Source organism: Caballeronia choica (assembly GCF_001544535.1).
GTDB classification, from domain to species: domain Bacteria; phylum Pseudomonadota; class Gammaproteobacteria; order Burkholderiales; family Burkholderiaceae; genus Caballeronia; species Caballeronia choica.
The window spans coordinates 24,801-51,627 of the sequence record NZ_FCON02000053.1 but is presented as its reverse complement, the minus strand read 5'-3'; the positions used below and the strand labels follow the sequence as shown (position 1 = coordinate 51,627).

29 protein-coding genes and 2 tRNA genes are annotated in these 26,827 nt (G+C 62.5%); 23 read left to right on the top strand and 8 right to left on the bottom strand.

Annotated elements, in window-relative coordinates; genetic code table 11:
- Window positions 1-1,361, bottom strand: a 1,361-nt coding sequence (locus AWB68_RS22465) for an NAD(P)/FAD-dependent oxidoreductase (protein ID WP_087646546.1), incomplete at its 3' end; no start/stop codon positions are given.
- A 196-nt stretch (window positions 1,362-1,557) separates the two neighbouring features.
- Between AWB68_RS22465 and AWB68_RS22460 the strand changes: the two genes are divergently transcribed.
- Both AWB68_RS22460 and AWB68_RS22455 read left to right on the top strand, forming a co-directional pair.
- The gene (locus AWB68_RS22460; RefSeq protein WP_087646549.1) at window positions 1,558-2,331 is read left to right on the top strand and encodes an SDR family oxidoreductase; all 774 of its coding nucleotides are present in this window, start codon (window positions 1,558-1,560) and stop codon (window positions 2,329-2,331) included.
- A gap of 31 nt (window positions 2,332-2,362) precedes the next feature.
- Window positions 2,363-2,800, top strand: coding sequence for an acyl-CoA thioesterase (locus AWB68_RS22455; protein WP_087646545.1), 438 nt, complete (start codon window positions 2,363-2,365; stop codon window positions 2,798-2,800).
- A 6-nt stretch (window positions 2,801-2,806) separates the two neighbouring features.
- Here AWB68_RS22455 and AWB68_RS22450 read toward each other — a convergent pair whose 3' ends face one another.
- On the bottom strand, window positions 2,807-3,352 hold the full coding sequence (locus tag AWB68_RS22450) for a LuxR C-terminal-related transcriptional regulator (protein WP_087646544.1): 546 nt from the start codon (window positions 3,350-3,352) through the stop codon (window positions 2,807-2,809).
- 192 nt (window positions 3,353-3,544) lie between these two features.
- On the opposite strand from AWB68_RS22450, the gene AWB68_RS22445 reads away from it, so the two are divergent.
- The 14 genes from AWB68_RS22445 to AWB68_RS22380 all read left to right on the top strand — a co-directional run bounded on the left by AWB68_RS22445 (window position 3,545) and on the right by AWB68_RS22380 (window position 17,057).
- Entirely contained in the window at window positions 3,545-4,249 is a 705-nt protein-coding gene (locus AWB68_RS22445) for a CoA transferase subunit A (RefSeq protein WP_087646543.1), read from the top strand.
- Window positions 4,250-4,251: 2 nt separating this feature from the next.
- Window positions 4,252-4,893: a CoA transferase subunit B gene (locus AWB68_RS22440; RefSeq protein ID WP_087646542.1), complete on the top strand. Its 642-nt coding sequence runs from the start codon at window positions 4,252-4,254 to the stop codon at window positions 4,891-4,893.
- Between the two features lie 204 nt (window positions 4,894-5,097).
- A complete protein-coding gene (locus tag AWB68_RS22435; protein WP_087646541.1) occupies window positions 5,098-6,021 on the top strand; it encodes an alpha/beta fold hydrolase in 924 nt (307 codons plus the stop codon).
- 55 nt (window positions 6,022-6,076) lie between these two features.
- On the top strand, window positions 6,077-6,430 hold the full coding sequence (locus AWB68_RS22430; RefSeq protein ID WP_087646540.1) for a RidA family protein: 354 nt from the start codon (window positions 6,077-6,079) through the stop codon (window positions 6,428-6,430).
- A gap of 24 nt (window positions 6,431-6,454) precedes the next feature.
- The gene (locus AWB68_RS22425; protein WP_087646539.1) at window positions 6,455-8,677 is read left to right on the top strand and encodes a RelA/SpoT family protein; all 2,223 of its coding nucleotides are present in this window, start codon (window positions 6,455-6,457) and stop codon (window positions 8,675-8,677) included.
- A 117-nt stretch (window positions 8,678-8,794) separates the two neighbouring features.
- Window positions 8,795-8,871, top strand: a tRNA-Val gene (locus tag AWB68_RS22420).
- Between the two features lie 320 nt (window positions 8,872-9,191).
- On the top strand, window positions 9,192-11,099 hold the full coding sequence (gene thrS, locus AWB68_RS22415) for a threonine--tRNA ligase (RefSeq protein ID WP_087646538.1): 1,908 nt from the start codon (window positions 9,192-9,194) through the stop codon (window positions 11,097-11,099).
- 48 nt (window positions 11,100-11,147) lie between these two features.
- Window positions 11,148-11,672, top strand: coding sequence for a translation initiation factor IF-3 (gene infC, locus AWB68_RS22410; RefSeq protein WP_087646537.1), 525 nt, complete (start codon window positions 11,148-11,150; stop codon window positions 11,670-11,672).
- A 195-nt stretch (window positions 11,673-11,867) separates the two neighbouring features.
- Complete coding sequence (gene rpmI, locus AWB68_RS22405) at window positions 11,868-12,065, top strand: 50S ribosomal protein L35 (RefSeq protein WP_047898168.1); 198 nt, start codon at window positions 11,868-11,870, stop codon at window positions 12,063-12,065.
- A 29-nt stretch (window positions 12,066-12,094) separates the two neighbouring features.
- Window positions 12,095-12,454: a 50S ribosomal protein L20 gene (gene rplT / locus AWB68_RS22400; RefSeq protein WP_062637433.1), complete on the top strand. Its 360-nt coding sequence runs from the start codon at window positions 12,095-12,097 to the stop codon at window positions 12,452-12,454.
- Window positions 12,455-12,627: 173 nt separating this feature from the next.
- Window positions 12,628-13,641 (top strand): phenylalanine--tRNA ligase subunit alpha, encoded by a 1,014-nt coding sequence (gene pheS / locus AWB68_RS22395; RefSeq protein WP_200828761.1) that lies wholly within the window; start codon window positions 12,628-12,630, stop codon window positions 13,639-13,641.
- 82 nt (window positions 13,642-13,723) lie between these two features.
- Window positions 13,724-16,156, top strand: a complete 2,433-nt coding sequence (pheT, locus tag AWB68_RS22390) for a phenylalanine--tRNA ligase subunit beta (RefSeq protein WP_087646536.1) — start codon at window positions 13,724-13,726, stop codon at window positions 16,154-16,156.
- Window positions 16,157-16,202: 46 nt separating this feature from the next.
- On the top strand, window positions 16,203-16,613 hold the full coding sequence (locus tag AWB68_RS22385; RefSeq protein WP_062637437.1) for an integration host factor subunit alpha: 411 nt from the start codon (window positions 16,203-16,205) through the stop codon (window positions 16,611-16,613).
- Between the two features lie 63 nt (window positions 16,614-16,676).
- On the top strand, window positions 16,677-17,057 hold the full coding sequence (locus AWB68_RS22380) for a MerR family transcriptional regulator (protein WP_087646535.1): 381 nt from the start codon (window positions 16,677-16,679) through the stop codon (window positions 17,055-17,057).
- 117 nt (window positions 17,058-17,174) lie between these two features.
- Here AWB68_RS22380 and AWB68_RS48285 read toward each other — a convergent pair whose 3' ends face one another.
- Complete coding sequence (locus tag AWB68_RS48285; RefSeq protein WP_160110046.1) at window positions 17,175-17,327, bottom strand: hypothetical protein; 153 nt, start codon at window positions 17,325-17,327, stop codon at window positions 17,175-17,177.
- Window positions 17,328-17,445: 118 nt separating this feature from the next.
- On the opposite strand from AWB68_RS48285, the gene AWB68_RS48280 reads away from it, so the two are divergent.
- On the top strand, window positions 17,446-17,622 hold the full coding sequence (locus AWB68_RS48280; protein WP_160110045.1) for a hypothetical protein: 177 nt from the start codon (window positions 17,446-17,448) through the stop codon (window positions 17,620-17,622).
- A 49-nt stretch (window positions 17,623-17,671) separates the two neighbouring features.
- Here the strand turns inward: AWB68_RS48280 and AWB68_RS22375 are convergent.
- The 5 genes from AWB68_RS22375 to AWB68_RS22355 all read right to left on the bottom strand — a co-directional run bounded on the left by AWB68_RS22375 (window position 17,672) and on the right by AWB68_RS22355 (window position 21,186).
- Window positions 17,672-17,748: transfer RNA gene (locus AWB68_RS22375), tRNA-Pro, on the bottom strand.
- 128 nt (window positions 17,749-17,876) lie between these two features.
- Complete coding sequence (locus tag AWB68_RS22370) at window positions 17,877-18,251, bottom strand: hypothetical protein (RefSeq protein WP_087646534.1); 375 nt, start codon at window positions 18,249-18,251, stop codon at window positions 17,877-17,879.
- A 141-nt stretch (window positions 18,252-18,392) separates the two neighbouring features.
- Complete coding sequence (locus tag AWB68_RS22365) at window positions 18,393-19,283, bottom strand: LysR family transcriptional regulator (RefSeq protein ID WP_087646533.1); 891 nt, start codon at window positions 19,281-19,283, stop codon at window positions 18,393-18,395.
- 82 nt (window positions 19,284-19,365) lie between these two features.
- The gene (locus AWB68_RS22360) at window positions 19,366-20,289 is read right to left on the bottom strand and encodes a LysR family transcriptional regulator (RefSeq protein WP_087646532.1); all 924 of its coding nucleotides are present in this window, start codon (window positions 20,287-20,289) and stop codon (window positions 19,366-19,368) included.
- A gap of 84 nt (window positions 20,290-20,373) precedes the next feature.
- Window positions 20,374-21,186 carry an IclR family transcriptional regulator gene (locus AWB68_RS22355; protein WP_087646531.1) on the bottom strand — a complete coding sequence of 271 codons (813 nt, stop codon included), beginning with the start codon at window positions 21,184-21,186 and terminating at the stop codon, window positions 20,374-20,376.
- Window positions 21,187-21,381: 195 nt separating this feature from the next.
- Between AWB68_RS22355 and AWB68_RS22350 the strand changes: the two genes are divergently transcribed.
- From AWB68_RS22350 to pcaC, 6 genes are read left to right on the top strand one after another with little or no spacing between them, the layout of a single operon-like run.
- Window positions 21,382-22,074: a 3-oxoacid CoA-transferase subunit A gene (locus tag AWB68_RS22350; RefSeq protein ID WP_087646547.1), complete on the top strand. Its 693-nt coding sequence runs from the start codon at window positions 21,382-21,384 to the stop codon at window positions 22,072-22,074.
- A 15-nt stretch (window positions 22,075-22,089) separates the two neighbouring features.
- Window positions 22,090-22,746, top strand: a complete 657-nt coding sequence (locus AWB68_RS22345; RefSeq protein WP_087646530.1) for a 3-oxoacid CoA-transferase subunit B — start codon at window positions 22,090-22,092, stop codon at window positions 22,744-22,746.
- Window positions 22,747-22,779: 33 nt separating this feature from the next.
- The gene (gene pcaF / locus AWB68_RS22340; RefSeq protein WP_087646529.1) at window positions 22,780-23,982 is read left to right on the top strand and encodes a 3-oxoadipyl-CoA thiolase; all 1,203 of its coding nucleotides are present in this window, start codon (window positions 22,780-22,782) and stop codon (window positions 23,980-23,982) included.
- Between the two features lie 4 nt (window positions 23,983-23,986).
- A complete protein-coding gene (locus AWB68_RS22335; protein ID WP_087646528.1) occupies window positions 23,987-25,345 on the top strand; it encodes a 3-carboxy-cis,cis-muconate cycloisomerase in 1,359 nt (452 codons plus the stop codon).
- A 25-nt stretch (window positions 25,346-25,370) separates the two neighbouring features.
- On the top strand, window positions 25,371-26,165 hold the full coding sequence (gene pcaD / locus AWB68_RS22330) for a 3-oxoadipate enol-lactonase (RefSeq protein ID WP_087646527.1): 795 nt from the start codon (window positions 25,371-25,373) through the stop codon (window positions 26,163-26,165).
- Window positions 26,162-26,557 (top strand): 4-carboxymuconolactone decarboxylase, encoded by a 396-nt coding sequence (pcaC, locus tag AWB68_RS22325; RefSeq protein WP_087646526.1) that lies wholly within the window; start codon window positions 26,162-26,164, stop codon window positions 26,555-26,557. The genes pcaD and pcaC overlap by 4 nt, the downstream gene beginning before the upstream one ends.
- The last annotated feature ends 270 nt before the right edge of the window (window positions 26,558-26,827 follow it).

Below are 26,827 nucleotides of genomic sequence, written 5' to 3'. Positions count from 1 at the left end.
TTGCCATCCGGTTTCGGATAGACGATCTGCTTGCATTGCGACGCGGGCTTGAGCGTCTCGTTGTCCGAGTGCTGATGGTGCAGCGTCCACGGCACGTTGCCGCCCATCACCTTCTGCTCCAGGCCGACCATGAAGGTGCCCAGGTACAGGCCCTTGCTCATCCACTGCTTGAAGTTGCGCGCGCGGTAGAGCTCGGTCTTGAGCCACGAGGTGTCGAAGGCATCGGGGTAGGCCGTGAGTTCATCGGCTTGGCGGCCGGCCTGCACCGCGTCGAACGCGGCTTCGGCGGCCATCTTGCCGGTCTTGATCGCCGCGTGCGAACCTTTGATGCGCGACGCGTTCAGGAAGCCCGCGTCGCAGCCCACCAGTGCGCCGCCCGGAAACACCAGCTTCGGCAGCGACATCAGGCCGCCCGCCGCGATTGCCCGCGCGCCGTAGGAAATGCGCTTGCCGCCGTCGAGGAACGCGCGAATCGACGGATGCGTCTTGTAGCGCTGGAATTCCTCGAACGGCGACAGATACGGATTCGAGTACCCCAGCCCGACGACGAAGCCGACCACCACCTGGTTGTTGTCCATGTGATAGAGGAACGAGCCGCCGTAGGTGTCGTTTTCCAGCGGCCAGCCGGCCGTGTGGATCACGAGACCGGGCTTGTGCTTGACCGGATCGATTTCCCACAGTTCCTTGATGCCGAGGCCGTAGACCTGCGGATCGGCGTCCTTGCGCAGCTTGAACCGGTCGGTGAGCTGACGGCCGAGATGTCCGCGCGCGCCTTCGCAAAAGAGCGTGTATTTCGCGTGCAATTCCATGCCGAGCTGGAAGTTTTCGGTTGGCTGGCCGTCCTTGCCGACGCCCATGTTGCCGGTGACCACGCCGCGCACCGCGCCGTCTTCGTTATAAAGCACTTCGGCTGCGGGAAAACCCGGAAAGATTTCGACGCCGAGCGCTTCCGCCTGTTGGCCGAGCCAGCGCGTGACGTTCGCGAGGCTGATCACATAGTTGCCGTGATTCTTGAAGTTGTCGGGCAAAAGCCAGTTGGGCACTTGCTTCGCGCTGTCCTTCGTCAGGAACAGAAAGCGGTCTTCGGACACTTCGACGTCGAGCGGCGCGCCTTTTTCCTTCCAGTCGGGGATCAGTTCATTCAGGCCGCGCGGGTCCATGACGGCGCCCGAGAGAATGTGGGCGCCGATCTCGGAGCCTTTTTCCAGCACGCACACGCCGATTTCGACGCCTTTTTCCTGTGCAAGCTGCTTCAGCCGGATTGCCGCCGACAGTCCGGCGGGGCCGCCGCCGACGATCACGACGTCGTATTCCATCGACTCGCGGGGACCGTACTGCTCGATGAGACTCTCCGGGGTCATCCAATGCTCCTATGTACCGTTAGAATGCTTTTTTCGGGGATCGGCTATTGTCAGCGAACGCTTGGGACGGTGCAACCAACCGTTCTGAGATTAGCACGATCGTACTATTTTGTGATAGCGTAGCAACGTGAAAGAATCGCGGTTGCGCGCGGCGCGTCCGGCGCGGCTGGATCAACCGAACAACAAGGGAACCACAATGGGCCGTTCGATCAATCTCGAAGGCAAGGTCGCGCTGATCACAGGCGCGTCCAGCGGATTGGGCAAGCGTTTCGCGCAGGTGCTGTCGCAGGCCGGCGCGAAGGTCGTGCTCGCGAGCCGCCGCACTGAACGCCTGAAGGAACTGCGCGCCGAAATCGAGGCGTCGGGTGGCGCGGCGCACGTCGTCTCGCTCGATGTCACCGATTATCAGAGCATCAAGGCAGCCGTCGCGCACGCGGAGACCGAAGCGGGCACCATCGACATCCTGGTGAACAATTCGGGCGTCTCGACGACGCAAAAGCTCACCGACGTCACCCCCGCCGACTTCGAATTCGTCTTCGACACCAATACGCGCGGCTCGTTTTTCGTCGCGCAGGAAGTGGCGAAGCGCATGATCATGCGCGGCAACAGTGCGTCGAAGCCGGGCTACCGGATCATCAACGTGGCGTCGGTGGCGGGGCTGCGCGTGTTTCCGCAGATCGGCCTCTACGCGATGAGCAAGGCCGCCGTCGTGCAGATGACGAAGGCGATGGCGCTCGAATGGGGCCGCCACGGCATCAACGTGAACGCGATCTGCCCGGGCTACATCGATACCGAGATCAATCATCATCACTGGAAGACCGAGCAGGGTCAAAAGCTGATGTCGATGCTGCCGCGCCGGCGCGTCGGCAAGCCGGAAGACCTCGACGGCTTGCTGCTGTTGCTCGCCGCCGACGAATCGCAGTTCATCAACGGTTCCGTGATTTCCGCCGACGATGGATTTTCCCTCTGATTTTCCCCTCCCTGATTTGCGGAAAGCGGCAATGAGTATTGAAAGCGATTTCCACACTGCGTTTGAAATGTCCATGCCGATCCGCTGGGGCGACATGGATGCCTTCGGACATGTGAACAACACCGTCTATTTCCGCTATATGGAGCAGGTGCGGATTTCCTGGTTCGAACAGCTCGGCATCGTGGCCGGCAACGGCGAGGGAGAGGGGCCGGTGCTCGTCAATGCATCGATGGAATTCCTGAAACAGCTTCACTATCCGGGCGACGTGATCGCGAGGATGTCGGTCGGCAAACCCGGTCGCAGCAGTTTCGACACGCGTTTCGAGCTGTATCGCGCCGACGATCCCGCCGCGCTGTACGCGAAGGGCGCTGCGAAGTGCGTCTGGATCGACTATGCGGCGGGTAAGTCGGTGCCGATTCCTGACATGCTGCGCCAGAGCATCGAAACCTCGGCGCCGGTTACGCCCTAGATCGCCTCAGGTCCCCAGCAACCGCTGCAGAAGTTCGGTGGCGTTGCAGGTGTCGTACTTTCTCATCAGCCGCGCGCGGTAAATATCGACGGTGCGCGGACTGATATCCAGCACCCGCCCGATCTGCTTGCTGGTCTTCCCCGTCACGAGCTGCGCGGCGATTTCCCGCTCCCGCGGCGTCAGTTCGATCGCGACGCGGCGCGTCGCGCTCAGGTCCTCGAAGGTCCACACGCCTGCCGCATGCGGCGCCGCCGGATCGAGCGAACGGCCGGTCACGTGGCACCAGAACAGCTCGCCATTCGAGCGCTTCATGATGCGGTCGTCGCCGTAATTCCCCTGATCCGTCATCAGCACGGCGATCCTCTCGCCGATCCTCTCGAATTCGTCCGACGACGGATACAGCACCTCAAACGACTGCCCGATGAGCGCTTCGCGCGGCGCGCCGAAGATCGCGCATAGCTGCGCGTTGCAATCCTCGATGATCCTTTCGCGCGACAAAACCAGCCCGACGGGCGCAAGATGAAACGCGGTTTGATAGTCCAGTTCGGGCATGTTGACTGTGATTGGCCGCGATCCTGTAGCGGTGCGGCGATTGCTTATGTATTTTTGCGTATTGTGCCGGATGGACGCGCCGTCGTACTCTTGCGTCACGCTAAAACGCCGCTGAGAGCGAAGTGTGAAGTGGGGCGCAGCGGCGAAACAAGCCGATTTTCAGTAGGTTCACAACATGGAAGGGACAAAGAGATGAACAAGGTCTATCCCGGCGCGAAAGAGGCGCTCGACGGCATCGTCAAGGACGGTCAGACTTTCGCCGTCGGCGGCTTCGGGCTGTGCGGCATTCCGGAAGCGCTGATCGAAGCGTTGCGCGACTCCGGCGTGCAGGACATCACCTGCATCAGCAACAACGCGGGCGTCGACGGATTCGGTCTCGGCCTGTTGCTCGAGACGCGCCAGATCAAGAAGATGATTTCGTCATACGTGGGCGAGAACAAGGAATTCGAGCGGCAATACCTCGCCGGCGAACTCGAACTCGAATTCACGCCGCAGGGCACGCTCGCCGAAAAGCTGCGCGCGGGCGGCTCGGGCATTCCGGCGTTCTTCACGAACACGGGCTTCGGCACGATCATCGCGGACGGCAAGGAAACGCGCCAGTTTGGTGAAAACCACTACGTGCTCGAACATTCGCTGACCGCCGACGTCGCGCTCGTCAAGGCGTGGAAGGCCGACAAGTCCGGCAACCTGATCTACCGCCGCACGGCGCGCAACTTCAACCCGATGTGCGCGATGGCCGGCAAGATCACCGTGGTGGAAGTGGAGGAGATCGTCGAAACGGGCGAACTCGATCCGGACGCGATCCATACGCCGGGCATCTTCGTGCAGCGCATCGTGCTGAACGCGAATCCCGAGAAACGCATTGAACAACGCATCGTCCGCGCGAAAGGAGAATGACCATGGCATGGAATCGTGACGAAATGGCCGCGCGCGCGGCGCAGGAACTGCAGGACGGCTTTTATGTGAACCTCGGCATCGGCTTGCCGACGCTGGTGGCGAACCATGTGCCGCCGGGCGTCGAAGTGTGGCTGCAGTCGGAAAACGGGCTGCTCGGCATCGGGCCGTCGCCGACGGAAGAAGAAGTCGACGCCGATCTCATCAACGCCGGCAAGCAGACGGTGACGACGCTGCCGGGCTCGTCGATCTTTTCATCGGCGGATTCGTTCGCGATGATTCGGGGCGGCCACATCAACCTCGCGATCCTCGGCGCGATGCAGATCAGCAAGAAGGGCGATCTCGCGAACTGGATGATCCCGGGCAAGATGATCAAGGGCATGGGCGGCGCGATGGACCTGGTCGCGGGCGTGAAGCGCGTGGTCGTGCTGATGGAGCACGTCGCGAAGGGCGACCAGCACAAGATCCTCGAGGAATGCACGCTGCCGCTGACGGGCGTCGGCGTCGTGAACCGGATCATCACCGATCTCGGCGTGATCGACGTGACCGAGAACGGCCTGAAGGTGGTCGAACTGGCCAAGGGCGTCAGCGCTGAAGAGATCCAGCAGAAGACCGGCGCGCCGCTGGATGTGAGCGGCGTGAAGTAATTGCGGCGATTCTGCCGTTTGGTAAGCAGGTCATAAGCAGGTCATAAAGCGGGCGAAGCGGAAGGCTTCGCCCGCTTTGTTTTTTGGACGGGTTTTTGGCGTGTGCACACTCGGCTTGTCCATTCGGCCAACGATTGTGCCGGGTACCGAAACGCTGCTATTAAGTGTTTACAATCATATCGACTCTTCTCCGAGGAAAATCCAATGTCCGCGCCAATCGTCGAAGCAACGTCTGGAACTTCAGAAGCATTTGAGCCGCGCCAGCGCTATGTGCAGTGCGCAAGTCCGGCGGGCTTGCATCGCGTCGCGTACACCGAGTGGGGCGACCCGGCGAATCCGCGGGTGCTGGTCTGCGTGCACGGCCTGACGCGCTCCGGGCGCGACTTCGACAAGGTCGCAGAGGCGCTCTGCCGCGAGTATCGCGTCGTGTGCCCGGATATCGTCGGGCGCGGCCTGTCCGACTGGCTCGCCGATTCGAAGTACTACGGCATCGCGCAATACGTCTCCGACATGGTGACGCTCATCGCGCGACTGAACGTGGAAACCGTCGACTGGTTCGGCACGTCGATGGGCGGCCTGATCGGCACGGCGTTCGCCGGATTGCCGAACTCGCCGATCCGCAAGCTCCTCCTGAACGACGTCGGGCCGCACATCGAACCGGCGGCGTTGAAGCGCATCGGCGAATACGTCGGCAAAGCCCCCGAATTCGAAACGCTCAAGGAAGCCATCGGCCATGCGGCGGCGCTCGCCGCGTCGTTCGGACCGCTGACCGGCGAAGAATGGGCCGCGATCAACACGCCCTTGCTGCGCGAACGCGAGGGCCGCTGGGGCTTCCGCTACGACCCGGGCATCGCGGTGCCGTTCACGGCCGCGACCGACGAAGCCAACGCCGCGGGCGAGGCATACCTCTGGCATGCGTTTGCCTCGATCAAGGCGCCGGTACTCATCGTGCGCGGCGAAACGTCGGATCTGCTGTCGCGCGAGACGGTCGAGCAAATGGTCGCGCGTGGCCAGGCGGCAAGCAGTTGCGAGATCCCGGGCGTCGGTCATGCGCCCGCGTTTTTGTCGCCGGACCAGATCGACGTCGCCCGGCGCTTCTTTCTCGAAAGCGCAACGGACGGGGCATAATATTAGGCTCGGCGTCGCGCTCGCCCCGAGCGCGCGGATAGAAACAGGAACCCTCATGGCAGTTACTCGTCATCACGTCGGCGCGCGTCTTTCCGAGATCGCGATCCACAACAACACGGTGTACCTGGCGGGCCAGGTCGCGGAAGACACGACAGCGGACATCGCCGGTCAGACCCGCGAAGTGCTCGGCCATATCGATCGCCTGCTCGCCGAAGCGAACAGCGACAAGACGCTTCTGCTGTCGGTGCAGATCTTCATCTCCGACATCGCCAATTTCCCGGCCATGAACACCGTGTGGGATTCGTGGGTCGCGGCCGGCAACACGCCGCCGCGCGCCACCGTGGAAGCCAGGCTCGCGAATCCGGCGTGCCTCGTCGAAGTCGTGGTGGTGGCGGCCCAGCGCAGCTAAAGCATTTGCAGTAACGCCGCAGGCATGACCGACACCGCCGTCTCCCCCGAACTGTTGCCCGAGCCGTCGTTCGACGATGCGCTCGCGTTCGTGCGCGAGCACGCGAGCGACGCGCGGCTCGTGAGCGGTGAATCGCTCGTCGATCACGCGGCGGGCACGGCGCGCATCGTGCAGTCGCTCAACATCGATCCGCACGCGGTCGCGGCGGCGGCGCTCTTCACACTGGCGCCGCATCTCGACGATCCGGAGGCCATCGGCGAGCGCTTCGGGCCGGAGGTGCACGCGCTCGTCTGCGATGTCAGGAAGCTCGCGCGGCTCGGCTCGGTCAGTTCGCGTGCAACCCAGGCGGTGCTGCCCGAAACCGGCCGCGATGCGCAGGCAGCGCGCCGCGCGCAGGTCGAGGCGCTGCGCAAGATGTTTCTCGCGTTCGCGCAGGACATCCGCGTCGTGCTGATCCGGCTCGCGTCGCGGGTGCAGACGCTGCGTTACTACGCGGCGCACAAGACGGAGCCGTCGCCGGACGTGCCGCGCGAGACGCTCGAAATCTACGCGCCGCTCGCGAATCGTCTCGGCATCTGGCAACTGAAGTGGGAGCTCGAAGACCTCGCGTTCCGCTTCGAAGACCCAACCACCTACAAGCGCATCGCGAAGCTGCTCGACGAACGGCGCATCGAGCGCGAGTCATATGTGACGAGCGCGATCGCCCGCCTGCAGACCGAACTCGCAACCGCGCAGATCAAGGCCGAGGTGAGCGGCCGTCCGAAGCACATCTACAGCATCTGGAAAAAGATGCGCGGCAAGGAACTCGATTTTTCCGAGCTCAACGATGTGCGCGCGTTTCGGGTGATCGTCGAGGACATCAAGGATTGCTACACCGTGCTCGGCATCGTGCACAACCTGTGGCAGCCGGTGCCGCGTGAGTTCGACGACTACATCTCGCGGCCGAAGCCGAACGGTTACAAGTCGCTGCATACGGTCGTGATCGGCGACGACGGCCGCGCGTTCGAGGTGCAGATCCGCACGCACGAGATGCACCGGTTCGCCGAATACGGCGTGGCGGCGCACTGGCGCTACAAGGAAGCGGGCACGCGGGCGTACGCGGGCCAGGTGACCGCGAGCGAGAAATACGACGAGAAGATCGCGTGGCTGCGGCAACTGCTCGCGTGGAAGGACGACGTATCGGATGCCGAACGACCGGGCTGGCAGCAACTGCGCGACGCTACCCTCGACGACGACCACATCTACGTGCTGACGCCGCAGGCGCGCGTGATCGCGCTGCCGCAGGGGGGCACCGCCGTCGACTTCGCCTATCACCTGCATAGCGAGCTCGGGCACCGGTGCCGCGGCGCTCGCGTCGATGGCGCGATGGTGCCGCTCAACACGCCGCTGCAAAACGGCCAGACGGTCGAGATCATCGCGGTGAAGGAGGGCGGTCCGTCGCGCGACTGGCTCAATCCGCAGCTCGGCTACCTGCATAGCGCGCGCGCGCGACAGAAGGTGCGCGCGTGGTTCAACGCGGTCGACGCCGAGGAGAACATCGCGGCGGGCCGGGCGATCGTCGACAAGACGCTGCAGCGGGAAGGCAAGACGTCGGTCAACCTCGACCAGCTCGCGGCCAAGCTCGGCTTCAAGACGCCCGAGGATCTGTACGCGCTCGTCGCGAAGGAAGAGTTCAGCCTGCGCAACATCGAGCAGGCGCTCCACGATACGCCGCCACCCGAGCCCGAGCCCGAAGCGCCCGCGCAGTTCGAAAAGCGCAGCAGCGGTCAGAGCGTGGCGCAGGGGGCATCGACGGGCGTGCTGGTCGTCGGCGTCGATGCGCTCCTCACGCAGCTTGCGCGCTGTTGCCGCCCGGCGCCGCCAGACCCGATCGCGGGATTCGTCACGCGGGGCAAGGGCATGTCGATCCACCGCAGCGATTGCGCGACGTTCAAGCGGATGGCGGATCGTTCGCCCGAGCGCGTGCTGCACACCACCTGGTCCGCCGATGTGATGGGCGGGCGCGGGTCCTCCGTGTATCCGGTCGATCTGGCGGTCGAATCCGCCGACCGGCAGGGCTTGCTGCGGGATATCTCGGAAGTGTTCGCGCGGGAAAAGATCAACGTGGTCGGCGTGAAGAGCCAGAGCCGCCGAAATATCGCGTACATGCAGTTCACCGTCGAGGTGTCGAACGCGGCGCAGATTCAGCGCGCCTGCACGCTTCTGGGTGAAGTGCAGGGCGTGATTCGTGCTTCACGCCGCGCGTAAGGTGTTGAATTTGAAGCGCATTTGACAAGAACTTAAACGTATCGACGAACTTTTTCAAAGCGGCTGCATAAAAACGCTTGCCAAGATTCAAAACGGTCCATATAATTTCGTTTCTTCAGGCTCGTAGCTCAGCTGGTTAGAGCACCACCTTGACATGGTGGGGGTCGTTGGTTCGAGTCCAATCGAGCCTACCAACGAAAAGGAAATCCTGGTTCGCCGGGGTTTCAAAACCGCAGTAAGCGCCTCGGCGCTAAAGGCGAACAAAGAGATGGCACCGCGAACGTTGACCGAAACAAATTCGGAGCGACGCTAGTCGAGGACCTCTTTCGCCCTTGTGGTTTGGTTTGAAAGTGAATGCGGCCCCTCGATTCGTGGGGCCGCATTTTTTTTGTTCGTTTGGTTTTGTTCGTTTGGTTTTGTGTGTCTGGTTTTGCGTAATTTGTTTTGCCCTTCGATTCCGTGGGGCAGGTTGATTTGAACTTGGTCGCCGCAAGCCGGCGTCTTGGAGAATGAAATGGTTTCGATACGCTTGCCCGACGGCTCCGTCCGACAGTACGACCACCCGGTGACGGTCGCCGAAGTCGCGACCTCGATCGGCGCCGGGCTCGCCAAGGCCGCGCTCGGCGGCCGGCTGGACGGCGAACTCGTCGATACGTCGGCACTGATCGACCATGACGCGTCGCTCTCCATCGTCACCGACAAGGACGCCGACGGCCTCGACATCGTTCGCCATTCGGCTGCGCACCTGCTCGCGTATGCGGTAAAGGACTTGTACCCGGAAGCGCAGGTCACGATCGGCCCGGTCATCGACAACGGTTTTTACTACGACTTCGCGTATAACCGCCCCTTCACGCCCGAAGATCTCGAAAAGATCGAAAAGCGCATGCTGGAACTCGCGAAGAAGGACGAGCCGGTGTCGCGTCGCGTCGTCTCGCGCGATGAGGCCGTCGACTACTTCAAGAGCATCGGCGAGAAGTACAAGGCGGAGATCATCGAATCGATCCCGGCCAGCGACGAAATCAAGCTTTATTCGCACGGCGCTTTCACCGATCTGTGCCGGGGCCCGCACGTGCCGTCCACCGGCAAGCTCAAGGTCTTCAAGCTGATGAAGGTCGCGGGCGCGTACTGGCGCGGCGACTCGAAGAACGAGCAGTTGCAGCGCATCTACGGCACCGCCTGGATCAAGAAGGAAGACCAGGACGCGTACCTTCACATGCTCGAAGAGGCCGAGAAGCGCGATCACCGCAAGCTCGGCAAGCAGCTCGACCTGTTTCATCTGCAGGACGAGGCGCCGGGCATGGTGTTCTGGCATCCGAAGGGCTGGTCGCTGTGGCAGCAGGTCGAGCAGTACATGCGCCGTCGCGTGAACGGGGCCGGTTATCTCGAGATCAAGACCCCGATGGTGATGGACCGTTCGCTCTGGGAGGCTTCGGGTCACTGGCAGAACTATCGTGAAAACATGTTCACGACCGAGTCGGAAAAGCGCGACTACGCGATCAAGCCGATGAATTGCCCGGGCCACGTGCAGGTGTTCAACCACGGATTGCGCTCGTATCGCGATCTGCCGCTGCGCTACGCCGAATTTGGTTCGTGCCATCGCAACGAGCCGTCCGGGTCGCTGCATGGTTTGATGCGCGTGCGCGGTTTTGTCCAGGACGACGCCCACATCTTCTGTACGGAAGACCAGTTCATCTCGGAATCGATTGCCTTCAATACCCTCGCGATGAGCGTGTACAAGGATTTCGGCTTCGACAGCATCGGCATCAAGCTTGCGCTCCGTCCCGATCAGCGCGCCGGCACCGACGAAATCTGGGATCGTGCCGAGCAGGGCTTGCGCGACGCGCTGACCGCCTGCGACCTGGAATGGGAGGAGCTGCCGGGCGAGGGCGCGTTTTACGGCCCGAAGATCGAATATCACATCAAGGACGCCCTTGGCCGTTCGTGGCAGTGCGGTACGCTGCAGCTCGACATGGTGCTGCCGGAACGACTCGGTGCGGAGTATGTGTCGGAAGACAACAGCCGCAAGCGGCCGGTCATGCTGCATCGGGCGATCGTCGGCTCGATGGAGCGGTTCCTGGGCATTTTGATTGAGCACCACGCCGGTGCAATGCCTTCCTGGCTCTCGCCGATTCAGGCGGTCATCCTGAATATCGCCGAGAATCAGGCGGATTACGCTCGCGATCTGGCCCAATCGTTGCAAAAACAAGGGCTTAGAGTAGAGAGCGATTTGCGCAATGAGAAGATTAGCTATAAAATACGCGAGCACACGCTGCAAAAGGTCCCGTATTTGCTGGTCGTCGGCGACAAGGAGCGTGAGGCAAAAACTGTAGCCGTGCGTGCTCGTGGCGGCGTCGATCTGGGCTCAATGCCGGTCGATGCATTCCTCGATCGCCTGCAGCAGGACGTGCAGGCGTTCAAGTAAGCCCACCCGCAGCGCGGCTTGTTTTTTAATTTTTAGAGGAAACGTAACATCGCTACTGATAAGTCGTCACATCGCATCAACGGTGAAATTACTGCACCTGAGGTGCGCTTGGTCGGAGTGGACAACGAGCCGCTCGGAATCGTGAAACTCGCCGATGCTTTCCGCATGTCGGAACAGCAGGACGTGGACCTCGTCGAAATCGCGCCACAGGCTGTACCGCCTGTCTGCCGGTTGATGGATTACGGCAAGTTCAAGTATTCGGAAGCGAAGAAGCAGCACGAGGCGAAGCTCAAGCAGAAGATCGTTCAGGTCAAGGAAGTCAAATTCCGGCCGGGCACCGATGACGGTGACTACAACGTGAAACTGCGCAACCTCACGCGTTTCCTCGAAGACGGCGACAAGACGAAAATCACGTTGCGTTTCCGCGGGCGAGAAATGGCCCACCAGGAAATCGGCATGCGCATGCTCGAACGTCTGAAGACGGACCTCGACGAATTCGGTCAGGTCGAGCAGATGCCGAAGATGGAAGGTCGTCAGATGATCATGGTTCTGGCGCCGAAGAAAAAGAAGTAATCGATGGATCGCGCTTGCTGGCAGGCGCGGCATCGGAGCAGGTTTCAGTGTGATGCCGGGCAATCGGCGTCGCTCATGAAAATGCGGCGGGTTCAAAACCGTCCGCACACAAGTGGCGCGTGGGTTTCGAAGGGCGGGAAAGGATCGATGGATCAACCGCACACCCATGTCCATCTAATAAACTGGAGTAGTTTCATGCCGAAGATGAAGACCAAGAAGAGTGCTGCAAAGCGCTTCGTGGTGCGTCCGGGCGGTACCGTCAAGCGCGGTCAGGCCTTCAAGCGCCACATCCTGACGAAGAAGACCACCAAGGTCAAACGCCATTTGCGCGGTTCCACGGCTGTTCATCATGCAGATATGAACTCCGTGCGCGCAATGCTGCCGTTCGCTTAACCCTTAACCGAAACTCATAGGAGCGCAACATGCCTCGAGTAAAACGTGGGGTTACCGCACGGGCCCGTCACAAGAAAGTCATCAAGCTGGCCAAGGGTTACCGCGGCCGTCGCAATAACGTCTATCGCATCGCCAAGCAAGCGGTCATGCGCGCAGGGCAGTATGCCTATCGCGATCGCCGCAACAAGAAGCGTGTGTTCCGCGCACTGTGGATCACGCGTATCAATGCAGCGGTGCGTCAGCACGACATGACCTACAGCGTGTTCATCAACGGCCTGAAGAAGGCTCAGATCGAACTCGACCGCAAGGTGCTGGCTGACATGGCTGTGTTCGACAAGGCTGCTTTTGCTGCGATCGTCAAGCAGGTGAAAGCCGCCGTTGCAGCCTAATTGCGAAATTAGTACTGCGTGGTTCGTCGCAGCGAATATCCGGTAGTTTCGGTGCCGCTGCGATAGAAAACGGGGCTCTCACCGAGCCCCGTTTTCGTTGGTCGAGCGAATTTGCACTTGAGTTTGCCCGTTCAGTTAAGCAGTTGAACTTCGACGTTGAAATGATGGGATCAATGGACCTGGATCAGATTGTCGCCGACGCGCAAAGCGCTTTTGAAAACGCCTCCGATGCCGCCACGCTCGAAAACGAGAAGGCGCGCTTTCTCGGCAAGTCGGGCGCGCTTACCGAGTTGCTCAAGGGCCTCGGCAAGCTCGATCCGGACACGCGCAAGACCGAAGGCGCGCGCATCAACGTCGTGAAAGGCCAGGTCGAAGCCGCGCTGAATGCGCGCCGCCAGGCACTCGCCGATGCGCTCTTGAATCAGCGGCTCGCGGCCGAAGCGATCGATGTGACGTTGCCCGGGCGCGGTATCGGCGCCGGCACGCTGCATCCGGTGATGCGCACGTGGGAACGCGTTGAGCAGATTTTCAGCACGATTGGTTTCGACGTGGCGGACGGCCCCGAAATCGAAACCGACTGGTACAACTTCACTGCGTTGAACAGCCCCGAAAACCATCCGGCGCGTTCGATGCAGGACACGTTTTATGTCGACGGCAACGATGCCGACGGCCGTCCGCTCCTTCTGCGCACGCACACGAGCCCGATGCAGGTGCGCTACGCGCGCATGAACAAGCCGCCGATCAAGGTGATCGTGCCGGGCCGCACGTACCGCGTGGACAGCGACGCCACGCATTCGCCGATGTTCAATCAGGTCGAAGGCCTGTGGATCGACGAGAACATCAGCTTCGCCGACCTGAAGGGCGTCTACACCGACTTCCTCAAGAAATTCTTCGAGCGCGACGACATCCTCGTGCGCTTCCGTCCTTCGTATTTCCCATTTACCGAGCCGTCGGCCGAAATCGACATGATGTTCGAGCACGGCAAGAATGCCGGCAAATGGCTCGAAATCTCGGGTTCCGGCCAGGTTCACCCGACCGTCATCCGCAACATGGGTCTCGACCCGGAGCGCTATATCGGCTTTGCGTTCGGCAGCGGCCTCGAACGCCTGACGATGCTGCGCTACGGCGTGCAAGACCTGCGCCTTTTCTTCGAAAACGATCTGCGTTTCCTGCGGCAATTCGCTTAACGCGCACCTTTGCCGAGAGGCCCGGCACATAAGAACACATGAGACCGGGCGCAGACATAACTCCTTTCGAACGTAGACACACATGCAATTCCCAGAATCCTGGCTTAGAAGTTTCGTCGATCCGGCCTTGACCACCGACGAACTGTCGCACGCGCTCACGATGGCCGGTCTCGAAGTCGAAGGTCTGCAGCCGGTCGCGCCGCCGACCACGAAAATCGTCGTCGGCCAGGTGCTGGAAGTGGCCAAGCATCCGAATGCGGACAAGCTCAACGTCTGTCAGGTCGATGCCGGCACGGGCGAGACGCTCAACGTTGTGTGCGGCGCGCCGAATGTCTCGCCGGGCATCAAGGTGCCGGTCGCGCTCGTAGGCGCGCAATTGCCGCCGACGGAAGCGGGCGGCGAACCGTTCGCGATCAAGCTGTCGAAGCTGCGCGGCGTCGAAAGCCAGGGCATGTTGTGTTCGGCGCGTGAACTGAAGCTGTCGGAGGATCACAGCGGCTTGCTGATCCTGCCCGCCGATACGCCGATCGGCCAGGACATTCGCGAGACGCTGAATCTCGACGACACCGTCTTCGAAATCAAGCTAACGCCGAACAAGGCGGATTGCCTGTCGGTGTTCGGCGTCGCGCGGGAAACCGCCGCGATCACCGGCGCGCCGCTCAAGGCGCTCGACATGCCGCCGGTTGCCGCTGCGCTCGACGAAAAGCTGCCGGTGAAGATCCTGGCGCCCGACCTGTGCGGACGCTTTTCGGGTCGCGTGATCCGCGGCGTGAACGCGCACGGGAAGACGCCGCCATGGATGGTCGAGCGGCTCGAGCGTTCGGGGCAGCGCAGCATCTCCGCGCTCGTCGACATCTCGAATTACGTGATGCTCGAACTCGGCCGTCCGACGCACGTGTTCGACCTGGACAAGATTCACGGCGGTATCGAAGTGCGCTGGGGCCGCAAGGGCGAGACGCTCAAGCTGCTGAACGGCAATACTGTCGAACTCGACGAAACCGTGGGCGTGATTGCCGATGACCGGCACGTCGAAAGTCTCGCCGGGATCATGGGCGGCGACAGCACGGCCGTATCGCTCGACACGACCAACATCTATCTCGAAGCCGCGTTCTGGTGGCCGGATGCGATCCGTGGCCGCGCGCGCAAGTACAACTTCTCGACCGACGCGGCGCATCGGTTTGAACGCGGAGTCGACTACTCGACGACCGTCGAGCACATCGAGCGCATTTCGCAATTGATTCTCGACATCTGCGGCGGCAAGGCCGGTCCGGTCGACGATCAGATCGTCAATCTGCCGACACGCGCGCCGGTCAAGATGCGCGTCGCGCGTGCGCATCGGATCATCGGCATCGAGATCGGCGCGGAAGAAATCGCGCAGATCTTCACGCGGCTCGGCCTCGCATTCGAGCGCGACGGCGACACGTTCTCCGTGACGCCGCCGCCGTATCGCTTCGACATCGAGATCGAAGAAGATTTGATCGAGGAGGTCGCGCGCATTTACGGTTTCGAGAAGATTCCGGCGCGCCCGCCGGTCGCCAAGAGCGAAATGCGTCCGACCAACGAGACGAAGCGTTCGGTTCATACGATTCGCCACGCCGTCGCCGCGCGTGACTACTCGGAGACCGTGAACTTCAGTTTCGTCGATGCCGAATGGGAGCAGGATTTCGCCGGCAACGACCATCCGGTCAAGCTGGTCAATCCGATCGCGAGCCAGTTGTCGGTCATGCGCACGACGCTGTTCGGTAGCCTCATCAGCGTGCTGCGCTACAACCTGAACCGTCGCGCGGACCGCATTCGCGTGTTCGAGGCGGGTCGCGTGTTCCTGCACGATCCGTCGATCAAGGCCGGCGAGCTGACCATCGAAGGCTTCGCGCAGCCGAAGATGATCGGTGGCCTCGCTTACGGCCCGACGCTCGACGAGCAGTGGGGCGCGCCCTCGCGTACGGTCGATTTCTTCGACGTGAAGGGTGACGTCGAGGCGCTCTTCGCGCCGGTCGTGCCGCGTTTCGTGACGGCAGCACATCCGGCGCTGCATCCGGGACGCAGCGCACGGATTGAAATCGATGGTCGCAAGGTCGGCTGGATTGGCGAGCTTCATCCGCGCTGGCTGCAAAAGTATGATCTGCCGCAGGCGCCGATTCTGTTCGAAATCGAAGCCGACGCTTTGATCGAGCGTTCGTTGCCGGTGCCCTCTGACGTGTCGAAATTCCCGCCAGTGAGGCGCGATATCGCGGTCGTCGTCGATCAGAAAATCGAGGTTCAGACGCTCCTCGACGAGCTCGAAAACGCTCGTTCCGAGCCCGCCTGCAAGCATGTCACGAGGGTTGCGCTGTTCGATGAATTTCGTCCAAAATCAAGCACTTCCGGTGGTTTGGGAGCGCACGAGAAAAGCCTTGCCTTCCGTGTAACGTTGCAAGATACTGGCGGGACGCTTCAGGACGAAACGGTCGAAACGGCCATCAAAACGCTGGTGGATCGCTTGGCTCGAGTACATGGCGCGCGGTTGCGCGGATAGCCTTTGTTGGGCCCCTCCGTCTTAATCGTCACGCCATTTTTCTGATATGAACCAAATGAACTCGAGTGATTTCGAAGCCCTTCTTTCGGCGCAACGCAGCGCCATGATCCGAGATATCCCGACTTCGAATGGCGCGGCGTCCAATGAGACGCCGACGCTCACGAAAGCCGAATTGGCCGAGATGCTGTTCGACCACGTCGGACTTAACAAGCGCGAAGCGAAAGACATGGTCGAAGCCTTCTTCGAAGTCATTCGCGACGCGCTCGAAAGCGGCGATAGCGTCAAGCTGTCCGGCTTCGGCAACTTCCAGTTGCGCGACAAACCGCAGCGGCCGGGACGCAACCCGAAAACCGGCGAAGCGATCCCGATTGCCGCGCGCCGCGTTGTCACGTTTCATGCGAGTCAGAAGCTGAAGGCACTGGTTGAAACCGGCGCGGAAACCAGCTTCGGACGCTGATGAACGGAACAGCGCTGCCGTAACCAGCGCCTCTGCGACACTCACCACGATGGTTGATCGACGATGGAAAAAGTCGTCTTGCCTCCGATCCCGGCCAAGCGCTACTTCACGATCGGCGAAGTCAGCGAACTATGCGGCGTCAAGCCGCACGTGCTGCGCTATTGGGAGCAGGAGTTCACGCAGTTGCGGCCGGTCAAGCGACGCGGGAATCGTCGGTATTATCAGCATCATGAAGTGCTGCTGATCCGGCGAATTCGCGAGTTGCTTTACGAGCAGGGATTTACGATCAACGGCGCGCGTAACCGGCTCGATTCGCAAGGCCGCGCAATTGACGACGATGGCGATGACGCCGACATCAAGGCGGAATCGTCGACGCAGGCTGTGGTGGATGTGGAGCAGTTGAGGAAAGAGATTTTGCAGGTGATCGAACTGCTTGGCGGGTGAGATCTCCTATCGATCGAAGAGCGCCGCGACGTGAGTCGCGGCGCTTTTTGTTTGCGTCGTCGGAACGCGTGCTCGCACGCCGTCACTGTTTGGTTTGTCCGTCCGACGCGCTTCGGCTCAATGTCCGATGAGCATGACGAGTGGCGCGAGCGGAATGATCGGATAGAGGCCGAAGGTCAGCAGGTTGTCGACGCCGAGTTCCCGCATCCAGAACTGTTCGATCTTTCCGTCGAGGTACGACCGCAAGGTGGCGCGGACTTCGGTCGGCATGTGCTCATGCTCCCGACGGCGACGAAGTTGGCATTGGTTATTCCACCGAAGGCGGGAACTTCACAGCACCTTTCGTCGCTGGCTCGACATTGAACAGATTCTCGCCTCGAAGACGGCCATGCTGGATTCGCTCGGTCGCCAGCGATCGACGGAAAATATGATGAGCGCCCTGTTTGAATCCATCGGGCTTGTTGACACAAGGAGTTTTGATCCCGAACCGATCGGTCGAATCGCGGCGATCAACGAAGTTGCCGAGCTTGTTGCATTTCCTCGGCGCGCGTCTCAAGTGCCGTGAAATTAGACAAAAGGCCCTCCGGCCAGAAGCCGGAGGGCCTTTTAGATACTGGTCGGGGCGAGAGGATTTGAACCTCCGACCACCTGCACCCCATGCAGGTACGCTACCAGGCTGCGCTACGCCCCGAAAGAGAGCGAAAGTATATCAGACCGCTTCCGCACTGAGAACCCATCCGACGACTTTCGCGCTGAAGCTCCATATTATCGCCCTCCCATCCGTCGTAGCGGTGGCGAGCGCACGCGACTCCGGAACCATCAGGCCGACAACTCCGACTGCGTATACTCCGACGTCTGGATCCGCACTGGACCCACCCCTCGATTACGACGTTGCCGAAAGCGCACGGCAAGCACAACCCCGACCACGCAAGGTATCGCATACCCGACAACCCGCTCGCCCAGTGCCGGCATCGATGCAAGGTTCACATAGCCCATCCGATCCAGCGACGCCGCCGATGCGAAAACGCGCGTAAGCAGCAAGTCGAGCACCATCGCGAGCGCGCAGAGCCCGACGAAGATCAGCGCGCCATTCCACTTTGCCTCGCGCTGGCTCGCGTTGATCGTGTTGCAGATGAACACCGCCGCGCCAAGCAGCACAAAATTGAGACAGAGTTGAAACCAGGGTAAGTTCATCGCGTGCCCGCTTGGCAGTAAGAGAGGTGAAGGCTCGACCAACCCCTCATCCGACGGCGCAAAACAAGCGCTTTCAATGAGGCGAAAATCGGGCGCGATCATCACATGCCGGCCGATGCGCTTGAATACGAGTTATCCTAATTAATTAGGCCGATCGGCCAGCGACTCCGACAGGAAGTCGATGAACGTGCGGACCTTCGTCGTCATGTATTTGCGGCTCGTGTAGACGGCGTAGACCGGCGGCGCGAACGCCGCATAGTCCGGCAGCACGCGCACGAGCGCGCCCGTCGCGAGATCCGGCGCCACGATCCATTCCGGAAAGTACGCCAGCCCGAGCCCGGCGCGCACGAGTTGGAGGGACATCGACGTGTCGTTGCTCTTCAGCACCGCGTGATTCTTCACGGTGAACGTGCCGTCGGGGCCGGTCAGTTCGACGAACTCGATGTTGGTGTACGTCGGCAGGATGATGTGATGCCTGCCGAGTTCATCGGGATGGCGCGGATCGCCGTGCTGTTCGAGATAGGCGGGGGAACCCGTCAGCATGAACGGCATCTTGCACAGCGGCCGCACGATCAGCGACGGCGACGGCTCCGACGTCGCCCGCAGCGCCATGTCGTAGCCTTCCTCTACCAGATCGACGAAGCGGTTTTCCAGCCGCAGGTCGATCAATACCTGCGGATAGCGCTGCCGGTAGGCCACGAGAATATCGGCGAATTTGCGCGTGGCGAACCAGCCCGGCGCGGTCACTTTCAGCACGCCCTGCGGATGCGCGGTTTGTGCGCCAACGGCCGCTTCGGCCGCTTGCAAAATGTCGAGCGCCTCGCTGCATTGTTCGAAATAGACGCTGCCCGCTTCCGTGAGGCTCAGGTGCCGCGTCGTCCGGTTGAGCAGGCGCACACCGAGCTGGCGTTCGAGATTCGCCACGTGCTTGCTCGTCATCGCGGTGGAGATGTCGAGGCGCTCGGCGGCCTTCACGAAACTTCCCGCCTCGACGACCTCGCGAAACACCCGCAGGCTGGTCAGCGCATCCATTCGATCATTTCCTGGCTGGAAATAAAGCGCCCATTCTAGCCGGATTGTCGTCGGCGGCTGAAGCTGCCCGGGTCGAGTTCGATTACTTCGGCCATTCGTCGAGCGCGTCGTTGAAGAGCGACGCGACCACGCCGCGCAACCACATCGTGCGGGCGTCGTTGTGAAACTTGCGATGCCAGTGCTGCCTCAGATCGAAACGCGGCAAGGGCAACGGCGGCTCGGCAAGCGTGATCGACGCATGCTCGGCGACATAGGCGAAGCCGATCGCGTGCGGCACGGTCGCGATCAGGTCGGTGCGCGACAGGATGAACGGCAGGCTCATGAAGTGCGGCGTCTCGAGTACCGCGCGGCGCCGAACGCGCTGCTTGTCGAGAAAATTCTCAAGAATTTCCTGGCTGCGTCCCTCGGCGCGCACGACCGCATGTCCGCACTCGGTGAATTGTTCGAGCGTGAGCGGTCCGCGTGCGAACGGGTGATCGCGCCGCATCAGGCAGATGAATCGATGGGAAAACAGGCGCTGCTGGAAAAAGTTGTTGCCGCCGAGGTCGGGAAAATAGCCGACCGCAAGATCGATGTCGCCGGCTTCGAGTCCGCGCTCGACGTCGCCGTGCGACAGCGACACGGATCGCAGGTTCGCATGCGGCGCCGCGACGGCAAGTGCCTGCAGCAGACGCGGAAGAAACACGATCTCGCCGACATCGGATAGCGCGAGGGAAAACGTATCGGTGGTGGCGGCGGGGTCGAAATGCTGGGTGTCGAGCAGGCCGCGTTCGATCCGGCTCAGCGCTTCGCGGGCCGCGGGCACGAGCGCGAGCGCGCGGGGCGTCGGCTCCATGCCGCGCGACGTGCGCACGAACAGCGGGTCCTTGAAATATTCGCGCAGGTGGCCGAGCGCCGTGCTTACGCGCGGCTGGCTGACGCCCAGCCGCTCGGCGGCGCGACTCACGTTGCGCATCTCCTCGATGGCGACGAGATACGGGATGAGGTTGAGATCCAGGTCGTTCATACGTTATCGGCGTTATCGGTTGGCGAGATAGAGGGTACCGCCGAATTCGTCTTGGCGAATAGTCGCGCCTGTGCTTATCCCGCGCTATCCGCGTCGCGCGACCATCTCCGAAACGCGCTGCGCCGCCTCCTGAAGCGGCTCGAGACACGCTTTCACCATCTGCTTCGCGTTTTTCCTCTGCGCGTTTCCGCTGATGTTGAGCGCCGCGATGATTCGACCTTGCCGGTCCCGGATCGGCGCCGACATCGAAATCAGCCCTTCCTCGAGTTCCTGATCGACGATCGCCCAGCCCTGACTGCGCACGACGCCGATCGCTTCCTTGAGCGCCGCCTTGCTGACAATCGTGCGCGGCGTGCGGGCGACGAGGTCGCTCGCGTCGAGCACGGCGTCGAGTTGGTCGTCGTCCACTGCCGAAAGCAGCATGCGGCCCATCGACGTGCAGAACGCCGGCAACCGGCTTCCGATCGACAGGTTGAGCGTGATGATCTTGTGCGTCGTCGGCACGCGCAGCACGTAGACGATGTCGGTGCCGTTCAGCACGGCCGCCGAACAGCTCTCGTGCACCTGCTCGACGAGTTCTTCCATCACCGGTTCAGCGAGATTCCAGAACGGCATCGACGTGAGATAGGCGAAGCCCAGGTCGAGAATCTTCGGCGTAAGCTGGAAGAGGCGCCCGTCGGCTTCCACGTAGCCGAGCGCCTGCAGCGTGAGCAGGATCCGGCGCGCGCCGGCGCGCGTGAGTCCCGATGCGGCGGCGACTTCGGTCAACGTCTGCGCGGGCCGGTTCGCATCGAACGAGCGGATCACGGCGAGCCCGCGCGCGAACGACTGGACGTACGAATCGCCGGGTCGCGCTGCGTCAGACTCTTCAGGCAATGGCTCTTTCAGGTTTTTCATCGATCGAAAGTGCGTCTGTCAGTAAATACCCGTATTTCGTTGACATGACAACGAATCCCGGAATACCATCTCATTGTTCGCTAAACGAATCCATGTTCGCACGACGAACAAAACAGGACAAGCAGGTTAACCCGAGTTTTCACCCGGCGTTCCGCGTTTAGGCGGGCGGCGGCACGCTCGCAGGAGATGAACGGCATGATCAACAAGATATTCGATTCGCTCGCGTCGGCGGTTAAGGATGTGCAAGACGGTGCGACCATCATGATCGGCGGCTTTGGCACGGCGGGCATGCCGTCCGAGCTGATCGACGCGCTCATCGAGCAAGGCGCGCGCGAGCTGACGATCGTCAACAACAACGCGGGCAATGGCGAAACCGGTCTCGCCGCGCTGCTCAACGCGAAGCGCGTGCGCAAGATCATCTGCTCGTTTCCGCGCCAGGCCGACTCGCAGGTGTTCGACGCGCTCTACCGCGCGGGCGAGATCGAACTCGAACTCGTGCCGCAGGGCAATCTGGCCGAGCGCATCCGCGCGGCGGGTGCGGGCATCGGCGGCTTCTTCACGCCGACCGGCTTTGGCACCCGGCTTGCGGAGGGCAAGGAAACGCGCCTGATCGACGGCAAGCACTATGTGCTCGAAGCGCCGCTGCACGCGGATTTCGCGCTCATCAAGGCATTCAAGGGCGACCGCTGGGGCAATCTGGTCTATCGTAAAACTGCGCGCAACTTCGGGCCGATCATGGCGAGCGCGGCGAAGACGGCGATCGTGCAGGTGTCGAAGGTCGTCGAACTCGGTGAACTCGATCCGGAAAACATCGTCACGCCCGGCATTTTCGTGCAACGCGTCGTGGAAGTGCCGCAAGCCGTCCATCAAGCCGAACTTGCAGCGTAAGCAAAAGGAAAAGCCATGAAAAAACTGACTCGTGACGAAATGGCGAAGCGCGTCGCGCTCGACATTCCCGAAGGCGCCTACGTGAACCTCGGCATCGGCGTGCCGACGCTGGTCGCCAATCATCTGGCGGCGGACCGCGAAATCTTCCTGCACAGCGAGAACGGCCTGCTCGGCATGGGCCCGGCGCCCGCAAAAGGCGAGGAAGACGACGAACTCATCAACGCCGGCAAGCAGCATGTCACGTTGCTGACGGGCGGCGCGTATTTCCACCACGCGGATTCGTTCGCGATGATGCGCGGCGGCCATCTCGATTTCTGCGTGCTCGGCGCGTTCCAGGTATCGGCGAAGGGCGATCTCGCGAACTGGCACACCGGCGCGCCCGACGCGATTCCGGCCGTCGGCGGCGCGATGGACCTCGCGATCGGCGCGAAGCAGGTCTACGTGATGATGGAATTGCTGACGAAGCAGGGTGAAAGCAAGCTCGTCGACGAATGTTCGTATCCGGTCACCGGCGTGGATTGCGTCGATCGCGTGTACACCGATCACGCCGTGTTCGACGTGACGCCGGAAGGTTTTGTCGTGCGCGAGATCGTGGAGGGACTCTCGTTCGAAGAACTCCAGCAGCTTGCCAAGGTGCCGCTGCAATATGCACCGCTGACCGAAGCAGCCTGAGCCCGACTTGCCACGATTTCCCTGGAGACACTGATGAAAGAAGCTTTTTTGTGTGACGCGATTCGTACGCCGATCGGCCGCTATGCGGGTGCGCTGTCGTCGGTGCGTGCCGACGATCTCGGCGCCGTGCCGCTGCGCGCGCTGATGGAGCGCAACAAGGACGTCGACTGGAACGCCGTCGAGGAAGTGATCTTCGGCTGCGCGAATCAGGCGGGCGAAGACAATCGCAACGTCGCGCGCATGTCGACGCTGCTGGCCGGTTTGCCCGAAGGCGTGCCGGGCACGACCGTGAACCGCCTGTGCGGCTCGGGCATGGATGCGATTGGCATCGCCGCGCGCGCGATCAAGTCGGGCGAAGCGAGCTTCCTGATCGCGGGCGGCGTCGAAAGTATGAGCCGCGCGCCGTTCGTGCAGGGCAAGGCGACCAGCGCGTTCTCGCGTCAGGCCGACATCTACGATACGACCATCGGCTGGCGCTTCGTCAATCCGCTGATGAAAAAGCTGCACGGCGTCGATTCGATGCCGGAAACGGCGGAAAACGTCGCGGACGACTATAAGGTCAGCCGCGCCGACCAGGACGCGTTCGCCGTGCGCAGCCAGCAGAAAGCGGCACGCGCGAAGGCCGACGGCACGTTCGCACAGGAAATCGTCGCAGTGACGATTGCGCAGAAGAAGGGCGATCCGATCGTCGTCTCGCAGGACGAGCATCCGCGCGAAACGAGCATCGAGGCGCTGGCGAAACTGAAGGGCGTCGTGCGCCCGGACGGCAGCGTGACGGCGGGCAACGCGTCGGGCGTGAACGACGGCGCGGCCGCGCTCCTGATCGCTGACGAAGACAGCGCGAAGCGCTTCGGCCTCGTGCCGCGCGCGCGCATCCTAGGTCTCGCGACCGCCGGTGTCGCGCCGCGCGTGATGGGCATCGGCCCGGCGCCGGCGACGCAAAAGCTCTTGAAGCGCCTGAACATGACGATCGACCAGTTCGACGTGATCGAGCTGAACGAAGCGTTCGCGTCGCAAGGTCTCGCGGTGCTGCGCATGCTCGGCGTCGCGGACGACGATCCCCGCGTCAACCCGAACGGCGGCGCGATCGCGCTCGGCCATCCGCTCGGCATGAGCGGCGCGCGCCTTGTCACGACCGCGAGCTATCAGTTGCAGCGCACCGGCGGCCGCTTCGCGCTCTGCACGATGTGCATCGGCGTGGGGCAGGGCATCGCGATCGCCATCGAGCGGGTCTGACGCCATGTTCGCGGCGACCGGCCGGCTCACCGACCTCATCTGCGGCACCGACGCGGCGAACGCCGTCTGGTCGCCGCGCCAGACGGTTCAATCGATGCTCGACGTCGAGGCCGCGCTCGCGCGAGCCTCGGCGGCGCACGGCGTGATCCCGGCGAGCGCGGTCGGCGCGATCGAAGCCGCGTGCCATGCCGACCACATCGACGCTGCCGCGCTCATGACCGGCGCGGCGGCGGGCGGCAATCTCGCGATTCCGCTCGTCAAGCAATTGACGGCCGTGGTCAAGGCCGCCGACGCCGAAGCGGCCAAGTACGTGCACTGGGGCGCGACGAGCCAGGACATCATCGACACCGGCACGGTGCTCCAGTTGCGCGCGACGCTCGATCTCATCGACGCCGACCTGCGCGACCTGTGCGCCGCGCTCGCCGATCAGGCGAGGAAGCACCGCGTCACGCCGATGATCGGCCGCACCTGGCTGCAACAGGCGCTGCCAATCACGCTGGGCCTGAAGTTCGCGCAATGGCTCGATGCGCTGACGCGCCATCGCGAGCGTCTGTCGACGCTGCGCTCGCGCGCCCTGGTGTTGCAGTTCGGCGGCGCGGCGGGCACGCTCGCGAGCCTGCGCGACAAGGCGCAGCCGGTCGCGCAGACGCTCGCCGACGAACTCGGCCTCGCGATGCCCGCGCTGCCGTGGCACACGCAGCGCGACCGCATCGCGGAAGCGGCTGCGTGCCTGGGCATGCTGACCGGTACGCTCGGCAAGATCGCGCGCGACATCTCGCTGTCGATGCAGACCGAAGTCGGCGAGCTCGCGGAAGCGGCGGCGGCGGGCAAGGGCGGATCGTCGACGATGCCGCACAAGCGCAACCCGGTCGGTTGCGCGGCGGTGCTGACGGCGGCGATGCGCGCGCCGAATCTCGTCGCGACGGTCTTAGCGGGCATGGTGCAGGAGCACGAACGCGCGCTCGGCGGCTGGCAGGCCGAGTGGGAAGCGCTGCCGGACCTCGCGCGCCTGACCGCGGGCGCGCTCGCGCAGATGAAGGCGATCGTGCCGGACCTCGAAGTGAACACCGGACGGCTCGCGGCGAATCTCAATGCGACGCGCGGGCTCGTACTCGGCGAGGCCGTGATGCTCGCCCTCGGCGACAAGATCGGCCGGCTGGATGCGCACAAGCTGGTCGAGCGCGCATCGAAGGAAGCCGTGGCAAGCGCGCGAACGCTGTTCGACGTACTGTCGGCCGACGCGACCGTGACGCAGCATCTCTCGTCGGACCAGTTGAAACAATTGCTCGATCCGGCGAACTACGCCGGCTGCGCGCAGGCATTCATCGATGCCGCGCTCGAGCTTCATCACGCCAACGCGTGAGTCCAATCCAGGAGCGAAACGCAAAATGCCTCATGCCGCCGTCAACGGTATACAGATCCACTATCGCGTCGACGCCGACGCGGGCGACGACGCCCCGTGGCTCGTCCTGTCCAACTCGCTCGGCAGCGACATGTCGATGTGGTCGCCGCAAGTCGAAGCGTTCGCGCAGAAGTATCGCGTGCTGCGCTACGACACGCGCGGCCACGGCCATTCGGACGCGCCGCAGGGCCCGTACACGATCGACCAGTTGGTCGGCGATGTGATCGGCCTCATGGACGTCCTGAAAATCAGGCGCGCGCATTACTGCGGCTTGTCGATGGGCGGGCTGACCGGCGTCGGGCTCGCCGCGCGCCATCCGGAGCGCTTCGCGCGCGTGGTGCTGTCGAACACGGCGGCGCTGATCGGCTCGGACGCCGTCTGGACGCCGCGCGCCGCGAAGGCGCGCGAGGTCCGCGGCATGGTTTCGCTCACCGACGCGGTGATCCCGCGCTGGTTCACGGCCGGTTTCATCGAACGCGAGACGCTGGTGCTGGCCCCGATCCGCGACGTGTTCCGCCATACCTCGGGCGACGGCTACGCGTCGAACTGCGAGGCGATCCGCGACGCGGACCTGCGCGACGAAGCGAAGACGATCAAGGCGCCGGTGCTGGTGATCGCCGGCACGCAGGATCTTTCGACGACCGCCGAGCAGGGTCGCGAACTGGCGGGTTATATCGAAGGCTCGCGCTATGTGGAACTCGATGCGGCGCATCTGTCGAACATCGAGAAATCGGCTGAGTACACGCGCCTCGTGCTGGAATTCCTGGGAGAACAACAATGACCGAAGACGAACGTTATGAAGCCGGCATGAGTGTGCGCCGCGCGGTGCTGGGCGATGCGCACGTGGACCGGTCGCTCGTCAATTGCACGGACCTGACCACCGAGTTCCAGAACCTGATCACGCGTTACGCATGGGGCGACATCTGGACGCGCCCCGGCTTGCCGCGTCATACGCGCAGCCTGTTGACGATCGCGATGATGGTGGCGCTGAACCGCAGCGAGGAACTGGCGCTCCACCTGCGCGCGGCGAAGAACAATGGCGTCTCGCGCGACGAGATCAAGGAGGTGCTGATGCAGACCGCAATCTATTGTGGTGTGCCGGCGGCGAATTCGGCGTTTCATCTGGCGCAGAAAATCTTCGACGAGGAGGATAAGGCGTTGCCGCCGGGGTGAGTGGGGTAGGGCGGCGGTTAGAGTCGTCAGGCGCTCGTCGTGGGAGATTAGAAGGCCGTTCCGGGTCATAGCGGAACGGCCTTTTTTCATGGTGGCGGGCGGCGATTGCTGTGCTTGTTTAGCTTGAATGCGCTAAATCGGAGACTTCGGTATTTTCCCGCTTCCCTTATCCATAAGGCATAGGACGCATTTTCTAGGATTTTTCGCGTGTAGAAAATTGAACTAATCGCGCAAAATATCGCGTGAAAGTTAATTTTTAACTGGCGTGAG

Excerpts from the sequence above, each read along its gene's own strand:
- AWB68_RS22460 (WP_087646549.1), top strand. The coding sequence starts at position 1,558 with ATGGGCCGTTCGATCAATCTCGAAGGCAAGGTCGCGCTGATCACAGGC.
- AWB68_RS22455 (WP_087646545.1), top strand. The coding sequence starts at position 2,363 with ATGAGTATTGAAAGCGATTTCCACACTGCGTTTGAAATGTCCATGCCG.
- AWB68_RS22450 (WP_087646544.1), bottom strand. The coding sequence starts at position 3,352 with ATGCCCGAACTGGACTATCAAACCGCGTTTCATCTTGCGCCCGTCGGG.
- AWB68_RS22445 (WP_087646543.1), top strand. The coding sequence starts at position 3,545 with ATGAACAAGGTCTATCCCGGCGCGAAAGAGGCGCTCGACGGCATCGTC.
- AWB68_RS22440 (WP_087646542.1), top strand. The coding sequence starts at position 4,252 with ATGGCATGGAATCGTGACGAAATGGCCGCGCGCGCGGCGCAGGAACTG.
- AWB68_RS22435 (WP_087646541.1), top strand. The coding sequence starts at position 5,098 with ATGTCCGCGCCAATCGTCGAAGCAACGTCTGGAACTTCAGAAGCATTT.
- AWB68_RS22430 (WP_087646540.1), top strand. The coding sequence starts at position 6,077 with ATGGCAGTTACTCGTCATCACGTCGGCGCGCGTCTTTCCGAGATCGCG.
- AWB68_RS22425 (WP_087646539.1), top strand. The coding sequence starts at position 6,455 with ATGACCGACACCGCCGTCTCCCCCGAACTGTTGCCCGAGCCGTCGTTC.
- thrS (WP_087646538.1), top strand. The coding sequence starts at position 9,192 with ATGGTTTCGATACGCTTGCCCGACGGCTCCGTCCGACAGTACGACCAC.
- rpmI (WP_047898168.1), top strand. The coding sequence starts at position 11,868 with ATGCCGAAGATGAAGACCAAGAAGAGTGCTGCAAAGCGCTTCGTGGTG.
- rplT (WP_062637433.1), top strand. The coding sequence starts at position 12,095 with ATGCCTCGAGTAAAACGTGGGGTTACCGCACGGGCCCGTCACAAGAAA.
- pheS (WP_200828761.1), top strand. The coding sequence starts at position 12,628 with ATGGACCTGGATCAGATTGTCGCCGACGCGCAAAGCGCTTTTGAAAAC.
- pheT (WP_087646536.1), top strand. The coding sequence starts at position 13,724 with ATGCAATTCCCAGAATCCTGGCTTAGAAGTTTCGTCGATCCGGCCTTG.
- AWB68_RS22385 (WP_062637437.1), top strand. The coding sequence starts at position 16,203 with ATGAACCAAATGAACTCGAGTGATTTCGAAGCCCTTCTTTCGGCGCAA.
- AWB68_RS22380 (WP_087646535.1), top strand. The coding sequence starts at position 16,677 with ATGGAAAAAGTCGTCTTGCCTCCGATCCCGGCCAAGCGCTACTTCACG.
- AWB68_RS48285 (WP_160110046.1), bottom strand. The coding sequence starts at position 17,327 with ATGCCGACCGAAGTCCGCGCCACCTTGCGGTCGTACCTCGACGGAAAG.
- AWB68_RS48280 (WP_160110045.1), top strand. The coding sequence starts at position 17,446 with ATGCTGGATTCGCTCGGTCGCCAGCGATCGACGGAAAATATGATGAGC.
- AWB68_RS22370 (WP_087646534.1), bottom strand. The coding sequence starts at position 18,251 with ATGAACTTACCCTGGTTTCAACTCTGTCTCAATTTTGTGCTGCTTGGC.
- AWB68_RS22365 (WP_087646533.1), bottom strand. The coding sequence starts at position 19,283 with ATGGATGCGCTGACCAGCCTGCGGGTGTTTCGCGAGGTCGTCGAGGCG.
- AWB68_RS22360 (WP_087646532.1), bottom strand. The coding sequence starts at position 20,289 with ATGAACGACCTGGATCTCAACCTCATCCCGTATCTCGTCGCCATCGAG.
- AWB68_RS22355 (WP_087646531.1), bottom strand. The coding sequence starts at position 21,186 with ATGAAAAACCTGAAAGAGCCATTGCCTGAAGAGTCTGACGCAGCGCGA.
- AWB68_RS22350 (WP_087646547.1), top strand. The coding sequence starts at position 21,382 with ATGATCAACAAGATATTCGATTCGCTCGCGTCGGCGGTTAAGGATGTG.
- AWB68_RS22345 (WP_087646530.1), top strand. The coding sequence starts at position 22,090 with ATGAAAAAACTGACTCGTGACGAAATGGCGAAGCGCGTCGCGCTCGAC.
- pcaF (WP_087646529.1), top strand. The coding sequence starts at position 22,780 with ATGAAAGAAGCTTTTTTGTGTGACGCGATTCGTACGCCGATCGGCCGC.
- AWB68_RS22335 (WP_087646528.1), top strand. The coding sequence starts at position 23,987 with ATGTTCGCGGCGACCGGCCGGCTCACCGACCTCATCTGCGGCACCGAC.
- pcaD (WP_087646527.1), top strand. The coding sequence starts at position 25,371 with ATGCCTCATGCCGCCGTCAACGGTATACAGATCCACTATCGCGTCGAC.
- pcaC (WP_087646526.1), top strand. The coding sequence starts at position 26,162 with ATGACCGAAGACGAACGTTATGAAGCCGGCATGAGTGTGCGCCGCGCG.